The organism is Brevundimonas sp. (assembly GCF_046295595.1).
Classification (GTDB): Bacteria; Pseudomonadota; Alphaproteobacteria; order Caulobacterales; family Caulobacteraceae; genus Brevundimonas.
Genome location: NZ_JBKBMX010000006.1, coordinates 126,605 through 145,677, shown reverse-complemented (window position 1 = coordinate 145,677; position 19,073 = coordinate 126,605). Strand labels below are relative to the sequence as shown.

Genomic DNA, 19,073 nt, shown 5'->3' with positions numbered 1-19,073 from the left:
GGCTACTACGCGGCGTCGGTCACCGCATAGACCATGATCCCCGTGGCGATCGCCAGGTTCAGACTGTCGGCCCGGCCCCGCATCGGGATCTTGACGTTGACGTCGCACGCCGCCGCCAAGGCGTCCGTCAGCCCGGCCTGCTCATTGCCCATCAGGATCAGCGCCGGATGCTGAATCGCCGCCTCGCGATACCCGACGGAGGCGTCCAGCCGGGTCCCGACCACGCTGCCCGGCCAGCCCTGCCGCCACGCCAGGAACTCCGCCGCCGGGGCCCGGGCGATGGCCACCGCGAACACCGACCCCATGGTGGCCCTGACCGCCTCCACCGAATAGGGATCGACGCAGTCCCCGATCAGCACCACCCCGCCGCACCCTGCCGCGTCCGCCGTCCGGATGATGGTCCCCAGATTGCCCGGGTCCCGCACCTGCTCCAGCGCCACCCAGCCCGGCGCCGAGGCCGGCTCGATCGCCGACAGCGGCGTATAGACCTGCTCGAACACCCCCAGCACCGTCTGCGGATTGTCCCTTCGGCTGATCTTCTCGAGGATGGCGTGGGTCACCACGACCACCTCGCCGCCGGCCGCCCGCGTCGCCTCCCGGGCCCGCTCGAGGATCGGATGCGGCCGCGCCTCCTCGCCGACCAGCAGCAGCTTCGGCGCCCGGTCCTGATCCAGCGCCTCGCCGATGAATTTCAGCCCCTCGGCGAGGAACCGCCCGGTCGTCTCGCGCTCCTTGCGCATGTGCAGCGCCCGCACGGCCTTGACCGTGTCATTGGTCAGCGAGGTGATCAGCCGGTCCGTCACGCCGACCACCGCGCGAAGAAGCTCAACCCGATGGCCCGCCCGTCGGCTCCGTCCTCGGCCAGCGCCAGCTCGCCCCAGTCGATCACTCCGCCCCGGTCATGCGTCGCGTCGGCCATCAGATGCGCCAGCGACAGCCCCGAGATCCGCGCCGCATACGCGTTCAGCAACAGGAAGGAGGCGTCGTCCGACAGCAGGGCGGCGCAGTCCTTCAACAGCCCCGGCAGGTCCTCGAACAGCCGCCACACCTCGCCCGTCGGCCCGCGCCCGTATTTTGGCGGATCGAGGATGATCCCGTCGTACTTCACGCCCCGCCGCACTTCGCGCGCCGCATATTTCCGTGCGTCCTCGACGATCCAGCGGATCGGCCGGTCGGCCATGCCTGAAAGCTCCGCATTCTCCCGCGCCCAGGCCACCGACTTCTTGGAGGCGTCGACGTGAGTGACCTCGGCCCCGGCTGCCGCGCAGGCCAGGCTGGCCACGCCGGTGTAGCCGAACAGGTTCAGAATCTTCGGCTGCTTCAGCCGCCGGATGCGCCCGTCCAGCCAGTCCCAGTTCGCCGCCTGCTCGGGGAAGAAGGCCAGGTGCCGGAAGGGCGTGAACCGGCTGGTGAACCGCACATCGCGCCACGCCAGCGGGAAGGTGTCGATCGGGTTTCCGGCGAAGCGCCAGCGCCCGCTCTCGTCCTCATCGGTGGGATCGAACACGGCGTCCGCCGCATCAAAGGCGGCCGGATCGCGCGGCGACCAGAGACACTGCGGCTCGGGCCGCACCACGGTATGGGGCCCGTAGCGCTCCAGCTTGCGGCCGTCGCCGCTGTCCAGCAGGGCGTAGTCGGCCCAGGCGCGGGTGACGAGGGTTTCAGGCGACGGGTTGAGGCGCGGCGGCATGGCTCGCTGATAGGCGGTTCCGCGCCGTCTCGTCCAGCACGGCGTGAGCCGGGACCCCCGCCCCTTCGGCGGCGGGCTCGTCGCGTCGGTGCCGGGTCTTGTCCCAGGCGAACGGTTCGCGCAGCAGACGCCATCCGGCGTGCAGGGCGGCGAGGCTTTGCAGCGCCCAATAGGCCGGAGCGGCGATCATGTCCGCCGGACCATAGGGGACGCCCGCCCGCCGGGCGCCGATGCCGCACGAAAGCCAGGCCGAGACGGCTCCGAGCGACAGTACGGCCAGGGCCGGCGCGGGCGTTTGCGGCGGCAAGCCGGCCACGCCGGCCACCAGCACAGTCGCCACGACCCAGGCCACCGAAGGCCCGTGCGCGACCGCGGAAGCGACCCCCGCCCCGACGGTCATCAGCAGGGCAAACATACCTCGCAAGCCGAGCCGCCAGGGCCGACGGGTGTGTACGCCCAGAGTCTGCATATAGCCCTTCAGCCATCGCGTCCTTTGCGGCAGCCAGTCGTAAACCCGACCCGGCGGCGTCTCCCACGTCGGTCGGCTCGTCACCCCCAGACGCCAGCCCCGGTCCCACAGCCGGAAGCCGAGGTCTGCATCCTCCGTCACATTGAAGGCGTCCCAGCCGCCGACCGCCCGCAGCACGTCGACACGGAAATGATTGCTGGTGCCGCCGAGGGGGAAGGGCAGACCCAAGCGCGCCATGCCGGGCAGGGCGGTCTCGAACAGGCTGGCGTATTCGGCGGCGAACTGGCGGTCGAGGAAGGGGGAGGGGTCGGTTCGTCGATGGCCGGTGCGTATCCTCAGCGGGGCCTGCAGGCAGGCCAGCCGCCCGCTCGTATCCCCGGCGAACCGCGCGGCAGCCTCGCGCAGTTGAAGCGGATCGGGTTCGTCCTCGGCGTCGTAGACGGTCAACAGCTCGCCAGTCACGTGAGGCAGGGCGCAGTTCAGGGCACGGGGCTTGGTTTGCGGCCGGCCGGGCGGCGCGATGAAGAGATCCAGCCACGAGGGTCGCGCGGCCGCCAGCGCGGCATCGATCGTTGGACGGTCATGGGACTCAAGGATCAGCAGACCCTGCAGGCGATCGGCAGGGTAGTCGATACGGGCCAGCCGGCTCACAAGCTGAGCCATCACCTCGGCCTCGTCATGGAGGGCGACAAGGATGGTGTAGCGTGGCAGCTCGCCTGTGGCGAACGGAACGGTCGGATCCCTCCGCCTTCCGCTCAGCGCGACCAGCAAGATTCGCCAGAAGCAGACCGTCAGGAAGCCCGCCCCCGCGACGGTCACCGCCAGCGGGCCGAGCGCGTCCGGGCGCAGCCAGACCAGGATTGCCAGGCCAGAGATTGCACTGGCGGTCGCCAGCCACTGAAAGACGGAGAGGCCGCGCCACCGGGCGCTGCTCGCCCGGGGCGGCTCCTGCTGCATGGACTCGTCTCGCCCAGGAAGATCGTCGGTCCCCACCCTCTCCATTTTGAAAGGGTTAACGCGCCCGCTCGCCGGCGGCAATGCGGTTGGCGCGCCGCCCGGAAAGCCGCTATTCAGGGGTTCGGAGTTCGGAGTTTCGCCTTACGTGACCGCCCCCGCCGTCCAGCATCCGCGATCGCAGCGCAAGCCCAGGGGCGAGGGGCACGCCCGTCGCGCCGAGATTCTGGCCGCCGCCGAACGCATCTTCGTCGAGCACGGCTATGAAGGCGCCACGATCCGCAAGATCGCCGATGAGGTCGGCCTCTCCTCGACAGCGCTCTACATGCATTTTGCCGAGAAGGGCGAAATCCTTCAGGAGATCTGTCGCCAGGCCTTCACGACCCTGATGGAAGCGAACGACGAGGTCATGGCGGGCCCGTCAGATCCGGAGGCGCGGCTGCGGCGCATGCTGCGCGCCTATATCGCCTTCGGCTTCGCCAATCCCAATGCCTACCGGCTCGTCTACATGACCCGCCCCGTGGAGCTTCGCGACGGCCCCCAGTCGGCGGCGCGCGAGCTCGGTCAGGAGCTGTTTCGCTCGTTCGAGACGGTCGTGGAGGAGGCGGCGGAGGCCGGACGATTGCGCGGCGAAGCCGCAACCACGGCCCAGGCCCTGTGGGCGGGGGCCCATGGCGTGGTGTCGCTGGTGATCACCAAACCCTATTTCGACTGGGTGGCCCGGGAGACCCTCGTCGATACCCTGCTGGACGGTCTTTTCGCCGGCCTGCTCAAGCCGTGATCGGTCCCAAGCGGCTAACGGTCGCCGGGGCGGGGGCGATCCTTCTGACCGTGGTCGCGCCCGCCCGGGCGGAACCGCTCCGGGTCATGTCGTTGGACCAGTGTGGCGACCAGTACGCGCTGGCGCTTGCGCCGCATGCTCATCTGGCGCTCTCGCCCCGGGCCGACGATCCGGACTCGTGGATGCGGGAGGCGGCCGCCGGCCGTCAGCGCATCCGTCCCACCCTCGAGGCGGCCGTGGGCTTCAGGCCGGATGTCGTGCTCCGCTACTGGGGTGGCGACGCCCGTATGCTGGCGCGGCTGGAAGCGGGCGGGGCCCGCATCGTCACGATCGAGGACGCGACGGATTTTGACGGCGTCCGGGCTAACATCCGGGCCGCTGCGCTCAAACTCGACGCCGTCCCGCGCGGCGAGGCCCTGATCGAGCAGATGGACCGCAGGCTGCGGGAGACCGCGCTGGTCCCGTCGAAACCGCGGTCCGCCCTGTACCTCACCGCTGGCGGGTTCACCGCGGGCCGCGGCACCCTGGTTGACGCCGTTTTCAGGGCCGCCGGGCTGGCCAATCTGGCCGGGCCCGGCTTCGCCCCGGTTAGCGTCGAGCGTATCGCCCTGTTTCCGCCGGCGCGGTTCGTGCTTGGCTTCTTCGATCAGGTTCGCGGCGACTGGCGCGGCCCGGGACGGCATCCGGTCGTGCGGGCGGCGGCGAAGGGCAGGGTGACGGCCAGCCTGCCCGCGGCCAGCCTGACCTGTCCGGCCTGGTTCGCCGCCGAGGCCGCCGCGATGCTCAGGGCGGGCGGATGAGGGCGGCTGGCGCGGGCCGTCTGTCGCTCATCCTGGTCCTGCTGATCGCCGCAGCGGTCGTGGGCGCGGTGCTGCTGGGCGAAACCGCTTTCAACGCGTCCCAATGGCGGGCGGCCTTCACCGATCCGACATCTGGTCCGGCCGAGGTGCTTTGGGCGGTCCGCGCGCCACGGGCGGTCACGGCCCTGATGGTTGGCGCGGCCCTCGGTCTGTCGGGCGCCGTCATGCAAGGCCTGCTGCGCAATCCGCTGGCCGATCCCGGCGTGCTGGGGGTCTCGGCGCTGGCGGCGCTCGGGGCGGCAGGGGCCATCGTGCTGGGTTGGGCCGCGTTTCCGGGCACGGTCGAACTGGCGGCCCTTGTTGGGGCCGGGATCGCGGGCGGGCTGCTGGTGTTGTTCTCGGCCCGCGTACGGTCTCCGGAGGCCCTGATCCTGTTCGGGGTGGCGGTGTCCAGTTTCGCCGGTGCAGCCACCGCGCTGATCTTCAACCTCTCGCCGTCGCCGATCGCCTCGGCCGAGGTGATGAGCTGGCTGCTCGGCTCGGTGCAGAACCGCAGCTGGGTGGATGTGGCCTGGGTCACGCCGGCCGTCGCCCTGGCGGCAGTGTTGGCGACGGTCGCCGCGCCGGGTCTGCGGATGCTCAGCCTCGGCGAGGAGACGGCGCGGACATCCGGGTTGCCGATGGCCCGGTTGCGGCTGCTGGCGCTGTTTGCGGCGGCGCTGGCGACGGGGGCGGCCGTGGCGGCGGCGGGCGTGATCGGCTTCGTCGGCCTCGCGGCGCCGCATCTGGTGCGGGCGGCCGTGCGAGGGGATCCGGCCCGGCTGTTGCTGCCGTCGGCGCTGGCCGGGGGGCTGATGCTGGTGCTGGCCGACCTGCTGGCGCGGCTGACGCCGACGGATCAGGAGCTGAAGCTCGGCGTCTTCACCGCCCTGGTCGGGGCGCCGTTGTTCGCCCTGATCGCCTGGCGGGCGGCGCGGGAGTGGCGGCTGTGAGCGCCCTGGCGCTGGAGGGCGCGACGGCCCGGCTGGGCGGCCGGACAGTGCTGGACGCCGTCTCGCTGGCGGTCCGGGCGGGCGAGCTGGTCGCGCTGGTCGGGCCTAACGGCGCCGGCAAGTCGAGCGTGATCCGCGCCCTCGCCGGATTGCTGCCCTTGTCGGGCGGACGGGCAGTGCTGGGCGGAGAGGACGCGGTGGGGCTGTCGGCGCCGGAGCGGGCGGCGCGGGCCGCCTATTTGCCGCAGGAGAGGCGCATCGCCTGGAACCTGCCGGCGATCGAGGTGGCGGCGCTGGGCGCGCCCTTCCTTACCGCGGATGACGCTATGGCCCGTGCCAGGCAGGCGCTGGCGGAGGTCGAAGCGGCGCATCTGGCGGATCGCGGCGTGGCCGAGATGTCGGGCGGCGAGCGGGCGCGGGTCCTGTTGGCGCGGGCATTGGCGACGGACGCGGCCGCCCTGATGGTCGACGAACCGGTCGCGGGCCTCGATCCGGAGGCCCAACTGATGGTGCTGGAGCGGCTGAGAGGCCGGGCCCGCGCGGGGCAGGCGGTGCTGGCGAGCCTGCATGACCTGCCGCTGGCGGCCCGGTTCGCGGACCGGGTGATCGTGCTGAACCATGGGGCAGTTGCAGCGAACGGGGCGCCCATGGACGCCCTGAACCCCGATATTCTCAGCCGGGTGTTCGGCCTGACGGCGCGCTGGGTCGAGGGGCCGGACGGCCCGCTGCTGTCAGCGGGCCGTCGGCCTTGGGCGGTTCAGGGCGCGTAGGGCCGGGGGCCCGCCGCGGCGCCGCGGCGCAGGTCCTCCGACAGGGTCAGGGGGGCGGAGCCGCCGTTCAGCCGGGCCTTGTAGACCGACATGTTCTCCATCACCCGCATCATGTAGTTGCGCGTCTCGGTGAAGGGGGTGCATTCGATGAAGTCGACGGGGTCAACCTGGCCGCCGCGCGGGTCGCCGCAGCGGGCGATCCACTGGGGCGGGCGGGCCGGGCCGGCGTTGTAGCCGACCGTGGTCAGCAGCATCGAGCCGCCGAAACGGTTGGTCAGGTCGCCGAGGTGGAAGCTGCCCAGGGTCATGTTGTAGTCGGGGTCCCACAGGCTTTCGGCCGACCAGGGCATGCCCAGCTGGCGCGCCACCATCGCCCCGGTCGAGGGCAGGAACTGCATCATGCCGCGGGCGTCGGCGCCGGACCGGGCGCGCGGATCGAAGCTGGATTCCTGACGGGTGATGGCGAGGGTGAACTCCAGCGGCGCGGCCCCGGCGACGGTGGGCGGAATCCGGATCGGATACTGCCGCTCGGGCATCAGGAAGCCGCGCTGGCTGGCGGCGCGGCCGACCATCATGGCGGTGAAGCCTTCGCCATAGGCGCGTGACAGGTCCATCAGCTGGGCCAGGTCCGGGGCGCCCGGCAGGTCGTCGTCGAGCTGGTAGGCGAAGACGCGGAACAGGCTGGTCTCGTTGGTTTCGCCCAGGATGCGCAGGGCGCGGACCAGCTCATTGGCCTCGAAGGCGGCGCGTTCGCCGGCCGTCGGGGCGGGGTCGCCCGGGAGGGTCAGGGTGGTGATACCGGCCTTCTCGGCGGCCAGCTGGCCGTAGAAGGTCTGGATGTGCTGGGAGCCGCCCCGGTAGAACTCGACGGCGGCAGGGGTGTTGCCCTGCGCCTCGGCGGCGCGGCCAAGCCAGTACAGGGCCCGGCCCTGGGTGATCGGCGTCGAGGAGGACTGGCGCAGGATTTCGAAATGGGTCGCGGCGCGTGCGGGGTCGTTGAGCTTGGTCAGGGCGACCCAGCCGGCGAAGAATTCCGCGTCGACCTTGCGCTCGCCCGAGGGGAAGCCGTGGCCGGCCATGGAGTCATAGGCGGCGCGCCAGTTGCGGCGTTCGAGGGCGTCGAGGAAATAGTTGCGACGCTCGCTCCACAGGGTGTTCTGGCCCTCGCTGTGCGAGGGCGCCGGGGGCAGGGCGGCAAGCAGGGCGAAGCCTTCGGACTGACGGTTCTGCGCGCGCAGGGTGCGCACGCGCTCCAGCGCTACGGCCGGGTCCATCGCCTGGGCCGGGGTCAGGCCGGCGACGACCGCGTCGGGGCTGTAGGCGGTGCGCAGGGCCATGGCGGCCTCGGCCACGGCGCGACGTTCGGGCGAGACCAACTGCGACATGGCCCGGGTGGCGGGGCCGTGCGGGCCCAGCAGCAGCATGTTCAGCCGCGCCTCGTGGTCGGCCTGGGTCAGCCAGCCGCTCCAGCGGGTCAGGATGCGGGTCTGCAGCGCCTCCTCGAACGACCGGTTCCGCCACCAGTCGGTGATCAGGGCCCGGGCTTCGTCGGGGCGGCCGCTCTGCTCGAGGGCTCCGGCCAGGGCGATGGCGCCTTCAGCCGTGGTCGGCGGGGTCCGGGCGAACAGGGCGAGGGCGGCGTCGGGACCGGCATAGGCCATGTCCAGCGCCCGCTCGGCGGCCTCGCGGCGGCTGTCGCCCCGCGGCCAGCCGGCGAAGGCGGTCTGGGCGGCGGCGAGGTCGCTGTACGGCAGTTGCGGCGCCGAGGTGTCGAGCAGGGCCCATTCGACCAGCTTGCGGGCCGTCGGGTCGCTGATCTGCGCCATGGTGGCGCGGGCGCCGATAACGTCGCGGGCGCGGGCCTGGGTCAGGCCCTGGCGGAAGAGGGCGGTGTCCTGATCGTTCAGTGTCCGGGCCTGGGTCCCCTGTGGCGCCACGGCGGAATAGGGTGTCTGCGCCGGGACCAGGGATTCGGGCGCGGGGGCGAGCAGAGCCAGGGCGGCCGCGAGGCTGGTGACGATCATACCGTGTCCAATTCCCATTCCGTGAGAGTTGCGGCGGCGTCGCCGGCAACCTAACCTCCCGCGCTTCGCTTCCGGGCGACTTCGCCCATCTCCCACGCAGGACCATCGTTTCAATGACCGCCCCTTTGTTCAAGGGCGTGATCACCGCCCTGATCACACCACTTCGTGACGGAAAGGTGGACGAAACCGCCTTCAGGACCCTGCTGGAACGCCAGATCGCGGCCGGGGTTCACGGCGTCGTGCCGATGGGCACGACCGGCGAGAGCGCCTCCCTGCATCTGGACGAGCACCGTCGGGTGGTGGAGCTGTGCGTCGAGATCGCGGCCGGGCGGGTGCGGGTCATCGCCGGGGCGGGGTCTTCGGCGACGGACAAGGCGATCGAACTGGTTCGTCATGCCAAGACCGTGGGGGCCGACGGCGCCCTTGTCGTGACGCCCTATTACAACCGGCCCTCGCAAGCGGGGCTGGCGGCGCATTTCGAGGCCATAGCGGAATCGGTGCAGCTGCCGGTGCTGCTGTACAATGTGCCGGGGCGGACGGGGGTCGATCTGGCCAATGAGACCGTGGCGCGGCTGGCGGCGCATCCGAACATCGTCGGCATCAAGGACGCGACCGGCGACATGGGCCGGGTCAGCTGGATGCGAGCCCATATCCGCGACCAGCAGTTCGACCTGATCTCGGGCGATGATCCGAGCTTCCTCGGTTATCAGGCGCACGGCGGTGTCGGGGTGATCTCGGTCACCTCCAATGTCGCGCCCGAGGCCATGGTGGCGATGTACGAGGCCGCCGCCGCCGGGGACTTCGCCACGGCGCGCGAGTGGCAGGACCGGCTGATCGGCCTGCACAAGGCGCTGTTCCTCGACAACTCCCCATCGCCGAGCAAATACGCGCTGACGCGGCTGCAACTGTGCACCGAGGAGGTGCGGCTGCCGCTGGCTCAGACGGCCGATGCGGTAAAGCCGGAGATCGACCGGGCGATGGCGGAAGCCGGGGTTTAAGTCCGGGTCGAAAGCGGAAAATTGAGTCTCTTGAGTCCCTAGAGTCCGCTTCGCCCGTCCTCTGTGGTTGACCCGAGCGGACCCGGTCGGCGCGTCAGATCGCATGTCTCCGGACGCGGCGGCTTCGCGTCGGCGCGCGGAGCGTGTAGGAGGGCGGGAATGGCCGCCGAGAAACCCAAGACCAAGATCATCGCCGAGAACCGCCGGGCGAAGTTCGACTATTTCCTCGAGGACTACACCGAGGCCGGGATCCAGCTGCTGGGCACCGAGATCAAGGCGCTGCGCGACGGCCGGGCCAATATCGCCGAGAGCTATGCGGCGGTGGAGGGGCGCGAGATCGTGCTCGTGAACGCCGACATCCCGCCCTACAAACAGGCCAACCGCTTCAACCACGAGCCGCGCCGGCACCGGAAGCTGCTGCTGCACCGCAAGCAGATCGACAAATTCATCGGCGCCGTCCAGCGCGACGGCCAGACCATCATCCCGGTCAGGCTGTACCTGAACGAGGCCGGCAAGGCGAAGATCGAGATCGCCCTGGCCAAGGGCAAGAAGCTGCACGACAAGCGCGAGGCCACGGCGCAGCGCGACTGGCAGCGCGACAAGGCGCGGCTGATGAAGGACCGCGGCTAGCACGGGGAGCGGACGCGGGGAGGGGCTCCGGGGTTATTACCCGGGTAGAATCGCGGAAACACCGTCCAGATAGTCCACATCGTCCGGATCGTTCGGCCTGAAGCGGCCGGCGTGGGATGCGATTGTCAAAGACCCGGGCGAAGCGCCGGCAGTATAGGCCGGGGCGCTCCTGTGGCGGGTTGTTGACGCTGGGTTTTTCGCAGGTGGTTGAAATCTTTGCCGTCTGTCGCCGGAATTACGATGGCGGGCGGCGGATTGTCAGCAGAGTCTCCTCCCCACCGCGTGGGGAGGAGACGCCACTGGCGTCCCCTGTTGACTCGCCGGAGGGTTTCGCCCCTCCCTTGCAACCCTGACTATGTCTGGAGGCGGCTGTCATGGTCCTCGAACGCGAACCGGCCGTCGACCTTGCGAAGGGGATGGCGGCGATCCTTCTGACAGCCATGGCGGCCTGCTCCCCGCAACCGGCGGCGCCGTCGGGGGCCGGTCTCTGCTGGCGAATGATCGATACCGGGCACGAGGAGCCCGAGTTCCGGGTCATGGCCCGGGATGTCCCTAACCTCGAAAGCTGCGCGGCTCAGCTGGAGGGGGCCCGCATGATGGAGGGACGCCCGACGACGGGGGCATACAACGGGCATTTCATCTTCGCGACCGAGGATCAGATAACCTCGGCCGCCGCGATGAACGCCACGCGGGTCCGGGTGTTCGAGGCCGAGGACCGCCGCGACATACAGAATGGTCTGAGGGCCCTCATCGAGCGCGAGCAGGCGCCGGCGTCAGCGGCAGCCGAAGACTAGGAGGCGCGGGCGATCGGCTGGGCGTCGAGCACGTCGGGCAGGGTCGCGACGGTCTGGTCGCCGCTCCACGGGCCGAGCGAGGGCCGGGTCCATTGCTGGACCACCAGGCCCGTCGCCGCGATCAAGACCGCGGCCAACAGGGTCCACAGGGCGACTTTCCGCTCCTGATGGGTGAATGCGCTACGCGACTGGCCTTGCATCGAAACCTCCCGGATCCCGGCTGTTCAACGCGGGTTCTGTGACGCTGTTCCTGCCCCCGCGGCCTCTGGTCGACGACCGCTGATTCGCGTTGCGCGGGAAGCACAGTGGGCGAACCGGGAGGCGGTTCGATCAGGCCTCAATCAAGGTCCGGGCGCGGCGGAAGACGTCCTCGAACATCGCCGCGGTCAGCCGGCCCGTATTCGTGTTCAGGCGCGAGCAGTGGTAGCTGTTGAGCAGGACGTAGGGACCGACGACGGCTTCGGACCCGTGCCCGGCCGGCATGGCGCTGGCCGGCCTGCCGAGGGTCTTCAACACATTGCGCCGCGACACGTCGCCGAGGGTGACGATGACCTTGAGCCGGGGCAGGGCGGCGAGCCGCGACTGGAGGAAGGGCCGGCAGGTCGCCTCCTCGACCGGCAGGGGCTTGTTGCCAGGCGGGGCGCAGCGGACGGCGTTGGTGATCATGCAGTCGACCAGTTCGAGGTCGTCCTCGCCATCCGGGTCGTAGCGGCCGCGCGCGAAGCCGACCTTCTGCAGGGTTTCGTAGAGCAGCCACCCGGCGTGGTCGCCGGTAAACGGGCGGCCGGTGCGATTGGCCCCGGTGCGGCCGGGCGCGAGGCCGGCGACCAGCAGCCGGGCGTCCGGATCGCCGAAGGAGGGGGCGGCGCCGTTCCACCAGCCGGGGTTCTGGCGCGTGTTCTCGAGCCGGTATTCGACGAGACGGGGGCAGAGCGGGCAGTCGCGCGGGGCTTCGGGCGGGTAGGGGGAGGGGGTCATGCGGACAGCTTCCACGATTCCTTCTCCCGATGGGAGAAGGTGGCGGGGCGGAGCCCCGTCGGAAGAGGGTCGAAGTGCAGTCGGCGTGAGCCGCGGCTCCGCTTGGCGACACGGCTTCGCCGAATGCAGGCGAGCGACCCTCACCCTTTCGCCTTGCCGATCGCTTCGCTCCCGGAGGCTCAAGCCCTCTCCCAGCGGGAGAGGGATCACGTTGCCCGCGCCCGTCCGATCTCCGGCAGCAGGTCCTGAAGTTCGACGAAGGCGTCGGCCTGACGCCTGAGTTCGTCGGCGATCATGGGCGGCTGGCTCTTGACCGTCGAGACCACGGTGACGCGGACGCCCCTGGTCTGGACCGCCTGGACCGCGCGGCGGAAGTCGCCGTCGCCGCTGAACAGCACCATGTGATCGAGGTGCGGCGCCAACTCCAGCATGTCGACGGCGATCTCGATGTCCATATTGCCCTTGGTCCGCGAATGGCCCTGGGCGTCGGTGAAGCGCTTGACCGGCTTGGTCACGACGCTGAAGCCGTTGTAGGCGAGCCAGTCGACCAGCGGCTTGATCGGCGAGAACTCTTCGCCCTCGATCACCGCCGTGTAATAGTGGGCGCGAACCAGAACGCCGTTCGACCGATACATCTCCAGCAGCTTGCTGAAGTCGAGATCGGCGTTCAGCGATTTGGCGGCGGAATAGAGATTGGCCCCGTCGATGAACAGGGCGGTGCGCTCGGTCGGATAAGGCGTCATGGAAATCGGTCCCGACAATATGGACGTCCCGGTCGCCGTCGAACCAGACGGCGCCGTCGATCTGGACGAAGCCGTCATCGTCGCCCTCGGTTGCAATGACAAGGGGGCGTGGCGCGACTGCCGCGAGGCGCTGGAGGCGGCGCTGGCGCGCTTCCGCCCGGAAGGGATCGATGTGGTGATGCGGTCGTCGTGGTGGCGGTCCGATGCCTGGCCCGACCCGACGGACCCGCCCTTCCTCAACGGCGTGGTCATGGTCCGCACGGCGCACGACCCGCACGCCCTGATGGCGGCGCTGGGTCGGATCGAGGAGGCCTTCGGACGGCGGCGCGGCGAGCGGAACGGGCCGCGGACGCTGGACCTCGATCTGATCGCTTATGGCCGGCTGAGCGGCGACCTCGACGGCCTGATACTGCCGCACCCGCGGGCGGCGGAGCGGAAATTCGTCATGGGCCCGCTGGCGGAGATCGCGCCGGAGTGGGTCCATCCCGAGAACGGCGAGACCGCCCGGGACCTTGACCGACGCGCGACCGTGGCGAAAGACGCGCATACGAATAGCGGAGCCGCCTGATGCTGATTTTGCTCACCGCCCTGTCGCTTTTGGCGCCGCAGGAGCGTCATCCCGCCCCGGCCTCCCCACCGGCGGGTACGCCCGTGATCGTGCGTGAGGCCGAGGTGATGGTGCGCCAGCCGCCGCCGCACAATGGCGAGGGCATGAGCACCGCCTTCCGGATTTCCGACGCCGCCCCGAACCGGTCGATGGAGTTTCGCAAGCGGGTGCTGCATCCCGGCGCCACGATCGGCCTGCACCCCATCGCCCACGACGAGGTCTACTATGTGCTGTCCGGGGCAGGCGAGCTGACGGCGGACGGGGTCGTCACGTCGATGTCGACCGGCGACGCGGCCTATCTGTACGATGGCAATGTCGTCGGCATCAGGCAGACCGGGGAGGCCGATCTGGTGTTGATCATCGCCTATCCGCTGGCCGCGCGGACGCCCTGATCGCCTCATTCCCGCCCATGCGGCGTTGCACAATGGCGTTCAACCCTATATTTTGTGCGGTTCTCCCCCGCGCTCGAGGAATTTCATGGCCCGCGTCACTGTCGAAGACTGCATCGAGAAGGTGCCGAACCGTTTCGGTCTGGTTCTGCTGGCCGGTCACCGCGCCCGCTCCATCGCCAACGGCGCCGCCCTGACGATCGATCGCGACAACGACAAGAACCCGGTCGTGGCCCTGCGCGAACTCGCCGATTCGACCGTCGTGCCGGATGATCTGGAAGAAGCCATCGTCGTCACCCTGCAACGGGTGGATGAGCGCACCGAAGCCGAGGACGAGGCCGAGGTCGTCGCCCTGCTGGCCGAGCCGCAGCACATGAACATGGCCGAGGCCGAGCTGATCCGCGCGCTGCAAAGCGACCGCGACGGCGGCCAGGAGGAACGCTACTGACGGCGGATCCCGCCAACGGTATCACCATCCTGCCGGCGCGGACCTCGCCGCCCGCGCCGCCTTTGAAAGCTGCCAATCTCAATGAACCGGAGGTCGATCGACCTCCCGTCGACGCGCCCGAGCCCTCCAGGGCCCGGGTGCTGCGGCAATTCGAGCTGGTCGAGGCGGTCCGGGCCTATGATCCGACGGCCGACGAGGCGCTGCTGAACCGCGCCTATGTCTATGCGATGAAGATGCACGGCTCGCAGCTGCGGGCCTCGGGCGATCCCTATTTCGCCCATCCGATCCAGGTGGCCGGCATCCTGACCGACTACCGGCTGGACACGGCGACCATCGTCACCGCCCTGCTGCACGACGTCGTCGAAGACACCTCGGCGACCCGGGACGACATCGCCGTCATGTTCGGCGAGGAGGTCGCCTCGCTCGTCGAGGGGGTGACCAAGCTGTCGCGGCTGGAGCTGCAGGCCGAACACACGCGCCAGGCCGAGAACCTGCGCAAATTCATCCTCGCCATTTCAAAGGACGTGCGCGTCCTGCTGGTCAAGCTGGCGGACCGTCTGCACAACATGCGGACGCTGAAATACGTCAAGCCGGAGAAGCGCGAGCGGATCAGCCGCGAGACGCTGGAAGTCTATGCCCCGCTGGGCCGGTCGATCGGCATCCATTCGATCGCCTCAGAGCTGGAAGAGCTGGCGTTCGAGCATCTGAACCCGACCGCCCGCACCGCCATCGAGCGGCGGCTGGAAGCGCTGAAGCTGGAGCATGGCCGGGCCATCGACGGCGTCTCGCGCGAGGTCGAGCGGGTGCTGGAGGAGGCGGGGGTGCACGCCCACGTGTTCGGCCGGCAGAAGACGCCCTATTCGATCTGGCGCAAGCTGCAGCGCAAGTCGGTCGGCTTCTCGTCCCTGTCGGACATCTACGGCTTCCGCGTCATCGTCGAGGCCGAGGACGACTGCTACCGCGCCCTGGGCGTGATCCACCGGGCGTGGCCGATGGTGCCGGAGCGGTTCAAGGACTTCATCTCGACGCCAAAGTCGAACAACTACCGCTCGCTGCACACCACGGTCGTCGGGCCGTCGGGGCTCCGTATCGAGATGCAGATCCGCACCGACGCCATGGACCGGGTGGCCGAGGACGGGGTGGCGGCGCACTGGGCCTACAAGAACAAGTCGTACGGCTTCGACAAGGAGGCCATGGAGCGGGACGGCGGGCGCGACCCGCTGCAGAACCTGCGCCACCTGGTGCAGGTCATCGAACATGGCGAGGGCGGCGAGGACTGGGTCGAGCACGCCAAGCTGGAGATGTATCTCGACCAGGTGTTCGTGTTCACGCCGAAGGGGGCGCTGATCACCCTGCCGCGCGGCGGCATGCCGCTGGACTTCGCCTACGCCGTCCACACCGAGGTGGGCGACACGGCGGTGGGAGCCAAGATCAACGGCGAGCTGAAGCCGATGCGAACCCAGCTGCAGAACGGCGACGTGGTCGAGATCGTGCGCGGGGCCAAGCGCGAGATCCCGGTCGACTGGCGCTCGCTGACGGTGACGGGGCGGGCGCGGTCGGCCATCCGCCGGCATATCCGCACCTCCGAGCGGGGCGAGTTCCAGAAACTGGGCCGCGCCACCCTCGACCAGACCCTGACACGGGCCGGCAAGACGGACGTCGAGCTGACGCTTCGTCCGGTGCTGGAGCAGCTGGGCTTCGCCAGCGACGACGACCTGTATGAAGCGATCGGTCGCGGCCGGCTGTCGGCGGCGCGGATCGCCGAGATCCTGTTCCCGGCGCTGAAGGGGCGGCTCAAGGCGGGGCCGGACCGCAAGCGGATCGGCGACGAGCACGCGCGGCTGTTCGTGCGCGGCGGCGGGCTGACGCCCGGCGTCAGCGTGCATTTCGGCCACTGCTGCTCGCCGGTGCCGGGCGACCGGATCGTCGGCATTCTGGAGCCCGAGGCGGGGCTGACGGTGCACACCATCGACTGCCAGCGGCTGGCCGAGTTCGCCGACGACGATTCGGTCTGGCAGGACCTGCAATGGACGCCGCAGGCGGAGCAGGGGGCCGTTGCCGCGGCGCGCGTCCGGGCCACGATCAAGAATGCGCCGGGTGTGCTGGGTCAGGTGGCGACGATCATCGGCGAGGCCGGCGGCAACATCCTCAATCTGGTGATGAGCCACCGGCAGCAGGACTTCTTCGACGTCGACATCGACATGGAGGTCGAGGACGCCAAACACGCCACGGCGATCATGGCGGCGCTGCGCACCAATCCCTCGGTCGACACGGTCGAGCGGGCGCGCGGGTGAGCGCGGACGGGCCCGGCAATTCGGCCCAGATGGCGTCGCCGTCCTACCGGCTGGCGGCGCTGGACGAGGAATTCCTGCTCGGCGATTCGATGCGCGGCGTGCGCTTCCTGATGGAGTACGCCAAGGCCGAGGAGGCGCTGCGGGCGTGGGGCGTGCGCTCGACCTTGGTGGTGTTCGGCAGCGCCCGGATCGGCGAGAACGGCGCGGGCGAGCACGCGCGCTGGTACCGCGAGGCCCGCGCCTTCGGCCGGCTGGCCTCGGAGCGGGGCGGGGCCCTGCACGGCGCCGACGGCCAGCCGCGCGACAATGTCATCGCCACCGGCGGCGGGCCGGGCATCATGGGCGCGGCCAATCGCGGGGCGGCCGACATCGGGGCGCCGTCGATCGGCTTCAACATCACCCTGCCGCACGAGCAGGAGCCGAACCCGTGGTCGACGCCGGCCCTGACCTTCCGCTTCCACTATTTCGCCATGCGCAAGATGCACCTGGCGATGCGGGCCAACGCCCTGGTGGTGTTCCCGGGCGGGTTTGGAACCTTCGACGAACTGTTCGAGATCCTGACCCTTCGCCAGACCGACAAGGCCCCGCGCATCCCCATCGTGCTGTTCGACGAGGGCTATTGGCGCGCGGTGATCAATTTCGACGTGCTGGTGCGGCACGGCATGATCCGGGCGGAGGACCTGGCGCTGTTCCGGTTCGCGGAGGACGCCGAAGGGGTGTGGGCCGCGCTGCTGGCCGGCGGGCTGAAGCCGGGCTGCAGCATCGAATGAATGACGCGGCGGCGTCTTCTTTCCCGGCTACGGCTGCGCTAGACAGCGCGGCATGACCTCCGAAGACGTACTCGACGAATTCCGCGCCGCCGGCGCCCTGCGCGAGGGGCATTTCGTGCTGTCCTCGGGGCTGCACAGTCCGGTGTTTTTGCAGAAGAACCTGGTGTTCATGGACGCGGCGCGCTGCGCCCGCCTCTGCAAGGCGCTGGCGGAGAAGATCACCGCCGCGGTGGGGCCGGTCGACGTGGCCATCTCGCCTGCGGTCGGCGGCATCATTCCCGGCTATGAGACGGCGCGCTGGCTCAAGGTTCCGTCGATGTATGTCGAGCGAGAGGGCGGCGAGTTCAAACTGCGTCGCGGCTTCCATGTCGAGCCGGGCCAGAAGGTGGTCATGGTCGAGGATATCGTCACGACCGGCCTGAGCTCGCGCGAGTGCATCGCGGCGATCCGGGCGGCGGGCGGGGAGGTGGTCGCGGCCGCCTGTATCGTCGACCGCTCGGGCGGACGGGCCGATGTCGGCGTGCCGCTGGTGGCGCTGGCGACGCTGGACGTGCCGGCCTACCCGGCCGACGCCCTGCCGGCGGAACTGGCGGCCCTGCCGGTCGAGGATCCCGGCAGCCGGCGGCTGGCGAAATAGGGAGAGCGGACATGGTCTCGCCGGTGCGTCTGGGCGTCAACATCGACCACGTCGCCACTGTTCGGAACGCCCGGGGCGGGACCCATCCCGATCCCGTTCGCGCGGCCCGTGAGGCCTTGGCCGCCGGCGCCGACGGCATAACCGCGCACCTGCGCGAGGACCGGCGGCACATCACCGACAGCGATATCGAGGCGCTGAGCGAGCTCTGCGCCGTGGCGGGACGGCCGCTGAACCTCGAGATGGCGGTCACCGACGAGATGCTGGCCATCGCCCTGCGCCACCGGCCGCACGCCGCCTGCCTGGTGCCGGAGCGGCGTGAGGAGGTGACGACCGAGGGCGGACTGGCCGTCGCCGGGCACGAGGCGCGGATCGCGCCGGTCGTGCGCGCCATGGCCGAGGCCGGCATCCGGGTGTCGCTGTTCATCGAGCCGGCGCCGGAGCAGGTCGAGGCCGCCCATGCCGTGGGCGCCCAGGTGGTGGAGTTTCACACCGGCCGCTATTGCCATCTGTCGGGCGACGACCGGGCGCTGGAGTTCGCCCGGCTGCAGGCGGCCGCGAGCCAGGCCGCCGATCTCGGGCTGGAGGTCCACGCCGGCCACGGTCTGGACTATGAAACCGCCGCCGACATGCTGGCCATTCCCGAGGTCCGGGAGCTCAATATCGGCCATTTCCTGATCGGCGAGGCCGTCTTCACGGGGCTGACCCACGCCATCCACCGGATGCGGGCGGCCATGGACGCGGCCTCGTGATCATCGGCGTCGGCGCGGATCTGACCGACATCCGGCGCATCCAGCGCTCGCTGGATCGCTACGGCGACCGGTTCAAGCTGCGCTGTTTCACCGAGCTGGAGCGGAGTCGTTCGGACCGCAAGCCCGATCCGGCGTGGAGCTACGCGAAGCGGTTCTCGGCCAAGGAGGCTTGCGCCAAGGCGCTGGGGACCGGGATGCGGCGGGACGTCTACTGGCGCGACATGGGGGTGGTGAACCTGCCGTCCGGCCAGCCGACGATGTTGCTGACCGGGCACGCCGCAGAGCACCTCGCGCGACTGACGCCTGCCGGTCACAAACCACGGATATATCTGACCCTCAGCGACGAGCATCCGTATGCGCTCGCCTTCGTGGTGATCGAAGCCTTGCCGATGGCTTAATCACGTTATACCGGTTTTGCCGCTGAAAGACCGCGCACAGCGGCTGGGGGATCAGGCCAAGATGAGCGACGAGCACAAGCCGCACGACGACGACCACGGCCACGTCGCCGGGCACGGTCACGACGATCACGCCCCCGGGGCCGGCGCGCCCGCGCACG

22 protein-coding genes are annotated in these 19,073 nt (G+C 70.1%); 15 read left to right on the top strand and 7 right to left on the bottom strand.

Going from position 1 to position 19,073, the window contains the following annotated elements; all coding sequences use genetic code 11:
- Positions 1-5: 5 nt before the first annotated feature.
- From ACK4JY_RS06435 to ACK4JY_RS06425, 3 genes are read right to left on the bottom strand one after another with little or no spacing between them, the layout of a single operon-like run.
- A complete protein-coding gene (locus tag ACK4JY_RS06435) occupies positions 6-803 on the bottom strand; it encodes a TrmH family RNA methyltransferase (protein WP_409603922.1) in 798 nt (265 codons plus the stop codon).
- Entirely contained in the window at positions 800-1,690 is an 891-nt protein-coding gene (locus ACK4JY_RS06430; RefSeq protein ID WP_409603920.1) for a class I SAM-dependent methyltransferase, read from the bottom strand. The genes ACK4JY_RS06435 and ACK4JY_RS06430 overlap by 4 nt, the downstream gene beginning before the upstream one ends.
- The gene (locus ACK4JY_RS06425; RefSeq protein ID WP_409603918.1) at positions 1,662-3,116 is read right to left on the bottom strand and encodes a glycosyltransferase family 2 protein; all 1,455 of its coding nucleotides are present in this window, start codon (positions 3,114-3,116) and stop codon (positions 1,662-1,664) included. The genes ACK4JY_RS06430 and ACK4JY_RS06425 overlap by 29 nt, the downstream gene beginning before the upstream one ends.
- 145 nt (positions 3,117-3,261) lie before the next feature.
- On the opposite strand from ACK4JY_RS06425, the gene ACK4JY_RS06420 reads away from it, so the two are divergent.
- From ACK4JY_RS06420 to ACK4JY_RS06405, 4 genes are read left to right on the top strand one after another with little or no spacing between them, the layout of a single operon-like run.
- Entirely contained in the window at positions 3,262-3,894 is a 633-nt protein-coding gene (locus ACK4JY_RS06420; protein WP_409603916.1) for a TetR/AcrR family transcriptional regulator, read from the top strand.
- On the top strand, positions 3,891-4,694 hold the full coding sequence (locus ACK4JY_RS06415) for an ABC transporter substrate-binding protein (protein ID WP_409603914.1): 804 nt from the start codon (positions 3,891-3,893) through the stop codon (positions 4,692-4,694). The genes ACK4JY_RS06420 and ACK4JY_RS06415 overlap by 4 nt, the downstream gene beginning before the upstream one ends.
- Complete coding sequence (locus ACK4JY_RS06410; protein ID WP_409603912.1) at positions 4,691-5,686, top strand: FecCD family ABC transporter permease; 996 nt, start codon at positions 4,691-4,693, stop codon at positions 5,684-5,686. The genes ACK4JY_RS06415 and ACK4JY_RS06410 overlap by 4 nt, the downstream gene beginning before the upstream one ends.
- Complete coding sequence (locus ACK4JY_RS06405; protein ID WP_409603910.1) at positions 5,683-6,456, top strand: ABC transporter ATP-binding protein; 774 nt, start codon at positions 5,683-5,685, stop codon at positions 6,454-6,456. Before ACK4JY_RS06410 ends, ACK4JY_RS06405 begins: the two co-directional genes overlap by 4 nt.
- Here ACK4JY_RS06405 and ACK4JY_RS06400 read toward each other — a convergent pair.
- Positions 6,444-8,480, bottom strand: coding sequence for a transglycosylase SLT domain-containing protein (locus tag ACK4JY_RS06400; RefSeq protein ID WP_409603908.1), 2,037 nt, complete (start codon positions 8,478-8,480; stop codon positions 6,444-6,446). The two genes, ACK4JY_RS06405 and ACK4JY_RS06400, sit on opposite strands and share 13 nt — an antisense overlap.
- 113 nt (positions 8,481-8,593) lie before the next feature.
- Here ACK4JY_RS06400 and dapA point away from each other — a divergent pair, with 113 nt between their 5' ends.
- From dapA to ACK4JY_RS06385, 3 genes are all read left to right on the top strand, one after another.
- Entirely contained in the window at positions 8,594-9,478 is an 885-nt protein-coding gene (gene dapA / locus ACK4JY_RS06395) for a 4-hydroxy-tetrahydrodipicolinate synthase (RefSeq protein ID WP_409603906.1), read from the top strand.
- Positions 9,479-9,637: 159 nt separating this feature from the next.
- On the top strand, positions 9,638-10,108 hold the full coding sequence (gene smpB / locus ACK4JY_RS06390; RefSeq protein ID WP_409603905.1) for an SsrA-binding protein SmpB: 471 nt from the start codon (positions 9,638-9,640) through the stop codon (positions 10,106-10,108).
- Between the two features lie 374 nt (positions 10,109-10,482).
- Positions 10,483-10,902, top strand: a complete 420-nt coding sequence (locus tag ACK4JY_RS06385) for a hypothetical protein (RefSeq protein WP_409603903.1) — start codon at positions 10,483-10,485, stop codon at positions 10,900-10,902.
- Here ACK4JY_RS06385 and ACK4JY_RS06380 read toward each other — a convergent pair.
- From ACK4JY_RS06380 to ACK4JY_RS06370, 3 genes are all read right to left on the bottom strand, one after another.
- Positions 10,899-11,027, bottom strand: coding sequence for a hypothetical protein (locus ACK4JY_RS06380; protein WP_409603902.1), 129 nt, complete (start codon positions 11,025-11,027; stop codon positions 10,899-10,901). The two genes, ACK4JY_RS06385 and ACK4JY_RS06380, sit on opposite strands and share 4 nt — an antisense overlap.
- Before the next feature lie 205 nt (positions 11,028-11,232).
- Positions 11,233-11,880: a uracil-DNA glycosylase gene (locus ACK4JY_RS06375; protein WP_409603900.1), complete on the bottom strand. Its 648-nt coding sequence runs from the start codon at positions 11,878-11,880 to the stop codon at positions 11,233-11,235.
- 206 nt (positions 11,881-12,086) lie between these two features.
- Positions 12,087-12,623 (bottom strand): NYN domain-containing protein, encoded by a 537-nt coding sequence (locus ACK4JY_RS06370; protein WP_409603898.1) that lies wholly within the window; start codon positions 12,621-12,623, stop codon positions 12,087-12,089.
- Here ACK4JY_RS06370 and folK point away from each other — a divergent pair.
- The 8 genes from folK (at position 12,622) to acpS (ending at position 18,915) form a co-directional block, all read left to right on the top strand.
- A complete protein-coding gene (gene folK, locus ACK4JY_RS06365; protein ID WP_409603896.1) occupies positions 12,622-13,191 on the top strand; it encodes a 2-amino-4-hydroxy-6-hydroxymethyldihydropteridine diphosphokinase in 570 nt (189 codons plus the stop codon). The two genes, ACK4JY_RS06370 and folK, sit on opposite strands and share 2 nt — an antisense overlap.
- Positions 13,191-13,622, top strand: coding sequence for a cupin domain-containing protein (locus ACK4JY_RS06360; RefSeq protein ID WP_409603894.1), 432 nt, complete (start codon positions 13,191-13,193; stop codon positions 13,620-13,622). Before folK ends, ACK4JY_RS06360 begins: the two co-directional genes overlap by 1 nt.
- An 85-nt stretch (positions 13,623-13,707) precedes the next feature.
- Entirely contained in the window at positions 13,708-14,067 is a 360-nt protein-coding gene (gene rpoZ / locus ACK4JY_RS06355) for a DNA-directed RNA polymerase subunit omega (RefSeq protein WP_409603892.1), read from the top strand.
- A gap of 62 nt (positions 14,068-14,129) precedes the next feature.
- Positions 14,130-16,361 carry a RelA/SpoT family protein gene (locus ACK4JY_RS06350; RefSeq protein ID WP_409603891.1) on the top strand — a complete coding sequence of 744 codons (2,232 nt, stop codon included), beginning with the start codon at positions 14,130-14,132 and terminating at the stop codon, positions 16,359-16,361.
- Between the two features lie 29 nt (positions 16,362-16,390).
- Positions 16,391-17,131, top strand: a complete 741-nt coding sequence (locus ACK4JY_RS06345) for an LOG family protein (RefSeq protein ID WP_409603982.1) — start codon at positions 16,391-16,393, stop codon at positions 17,129-17,131.
- A gap of 52 nt (positions 17,132-17,183) precedes the next feature.
- Positions 17,184-17,768 carry an orotate phosphoribosyltransferase gene (gene pyrE / locus ACK4JY_RS06340; RefSeq protein WP_409603889.1) on the top strand — a complete coding sequence of 195 codons (585 nt, stop codon included), beginning with the start codon at positions 17,184-17,186 and terminating at the stop codon, positions 17,766-17,768.
- An 11-nt stretch (positions 17,769-17,779) separates the two neighbouring features.
- On the top strand, positions 17,780-18,517 hold the full coding sequence (locus tag ACK4JY_RS06335; protein WP_409603887.1) for a pyridoxine 5'-phosphate synthase: 738 nt from the start codon (positions 17,780-17,782) through the stop codon (positions 18,515-18,517).
- A complete protein-coding gene (gene acpS / locus ACK4JY_RS06330; RefSeq protein ID WP_409603885.1) occupies positions 18,514-18,915 on the top strand; it encodes a holo-ACP synthase in 402 nt (133 codons plus the stop codon). The genes ACK4JY_RS06335 and acpS overlap by 4 nt, the downstream gene beginning before the upstream one ends.
- Positions 18,916-19,073: the final 158 nt, after the last annotated feature.

Coding starts and splice junctions, on each gene's coding strand:
- ACK4JY_RS06430 (WP_409603920.1), bottom strand. CDS start 1,690: ATGCCGCCGCGCCTCAACCCGTCGCCTGAAACCCTCGTCACCCGCGCC.
- ACK4JY_RS06425 (WP_409603918.1), bottom strand. CDS start 3,116: ATGCAGCAGGAGCCGCCCCGGGCGAGCAGCGCCCGGTGGCGCGGCCTC.
- ACK4JY_RS06410 (WP_409603912.1), top strand. CDS start 4,691: ATGAGGGCGGCTGGCGCGGGCCGTCTGTCGCTCATCCTGGTCCTGCTG.
- ACK4JY_RS06400 (WP_409603908.1), bottom strand. CDS start 8,480: ATGATCGTCACCAGCCTCGCGGCCGCCCTGGCTCTGCTCGCCCCCGCG.
- dapA (WP_409603906.1), top strand. CDS start 8,594: ATGACCGCCCCTTTGTTCAAGGGCGTGATCACCGCCCTGATCACACCA.
- smpB (WP_409603905.1), top strand. CDS start 9,638: ATGGCCGCCGAGAAACCCAAGACCAAGATCATCGCCGAGAACCGCCGG.
- ACK4JY_RS06385 (WP_409603903.1), top strand. CDS start 10,483: ATGGTCCTCGAACGCGAACCGGCCGTCGACCTTGCGAAGGGGATGGCG.
- ACK4JY_RS06375 (WP_409603900.1), bottom strand. CDS start 11,880: ATGACCCCCTCCCCCTACCCGCCCGAAGCCCCGCGCGACTGCCCGCTC.
- folK (WP_409603896.1), top strand. CDS start 12,622: ATGGAAATCGGTCCCGACAATATGGACGTCCCGGTCGCCGTCGAACCA.
- ACK4JY_RS06370 (WP_409603898.1), bottom strand. CDS start 12,623: ATGACGCCTTATCCGACCGAGCGCACCGCCCTGTTCATCGACGGGGCC.
- ACK4JY_RS06360 (WP_409603894.1), top strand. CDS start 13,191: ATGCTGATTTTGCTCACCGCCCTGTCGCTTTTGGCGCCGCAGGAGCGT.
- rpoZ (WP_409603892.1), top strand. CDS start 13,708: ATGGCCCGCGTCACTGTCGAAGACTGCATCGAGAAGGTGCCGAACCGT.
- ACK4JY_RS06345 (WP_409603982.1), top strand. CDS start 16,391: ATGGCGTCGCCGTCCTACCGGCTGGCGGCGCTGGACGAGGAATTCCTG.
- pyrE (WP_409603889.1), top strand. CDS start 17,184: ATGACCTCCGAAGACGTACTCGACGAATTCCGCGCCGCCGGCGCCCTG.
- ACK4JY_RS06335 (WP_409603887.1), top strand. CDS start 17,780: ATGGTCTCGCCGGTGCGTCTGGGCGTCAACATCGACCACGTCGCCACT.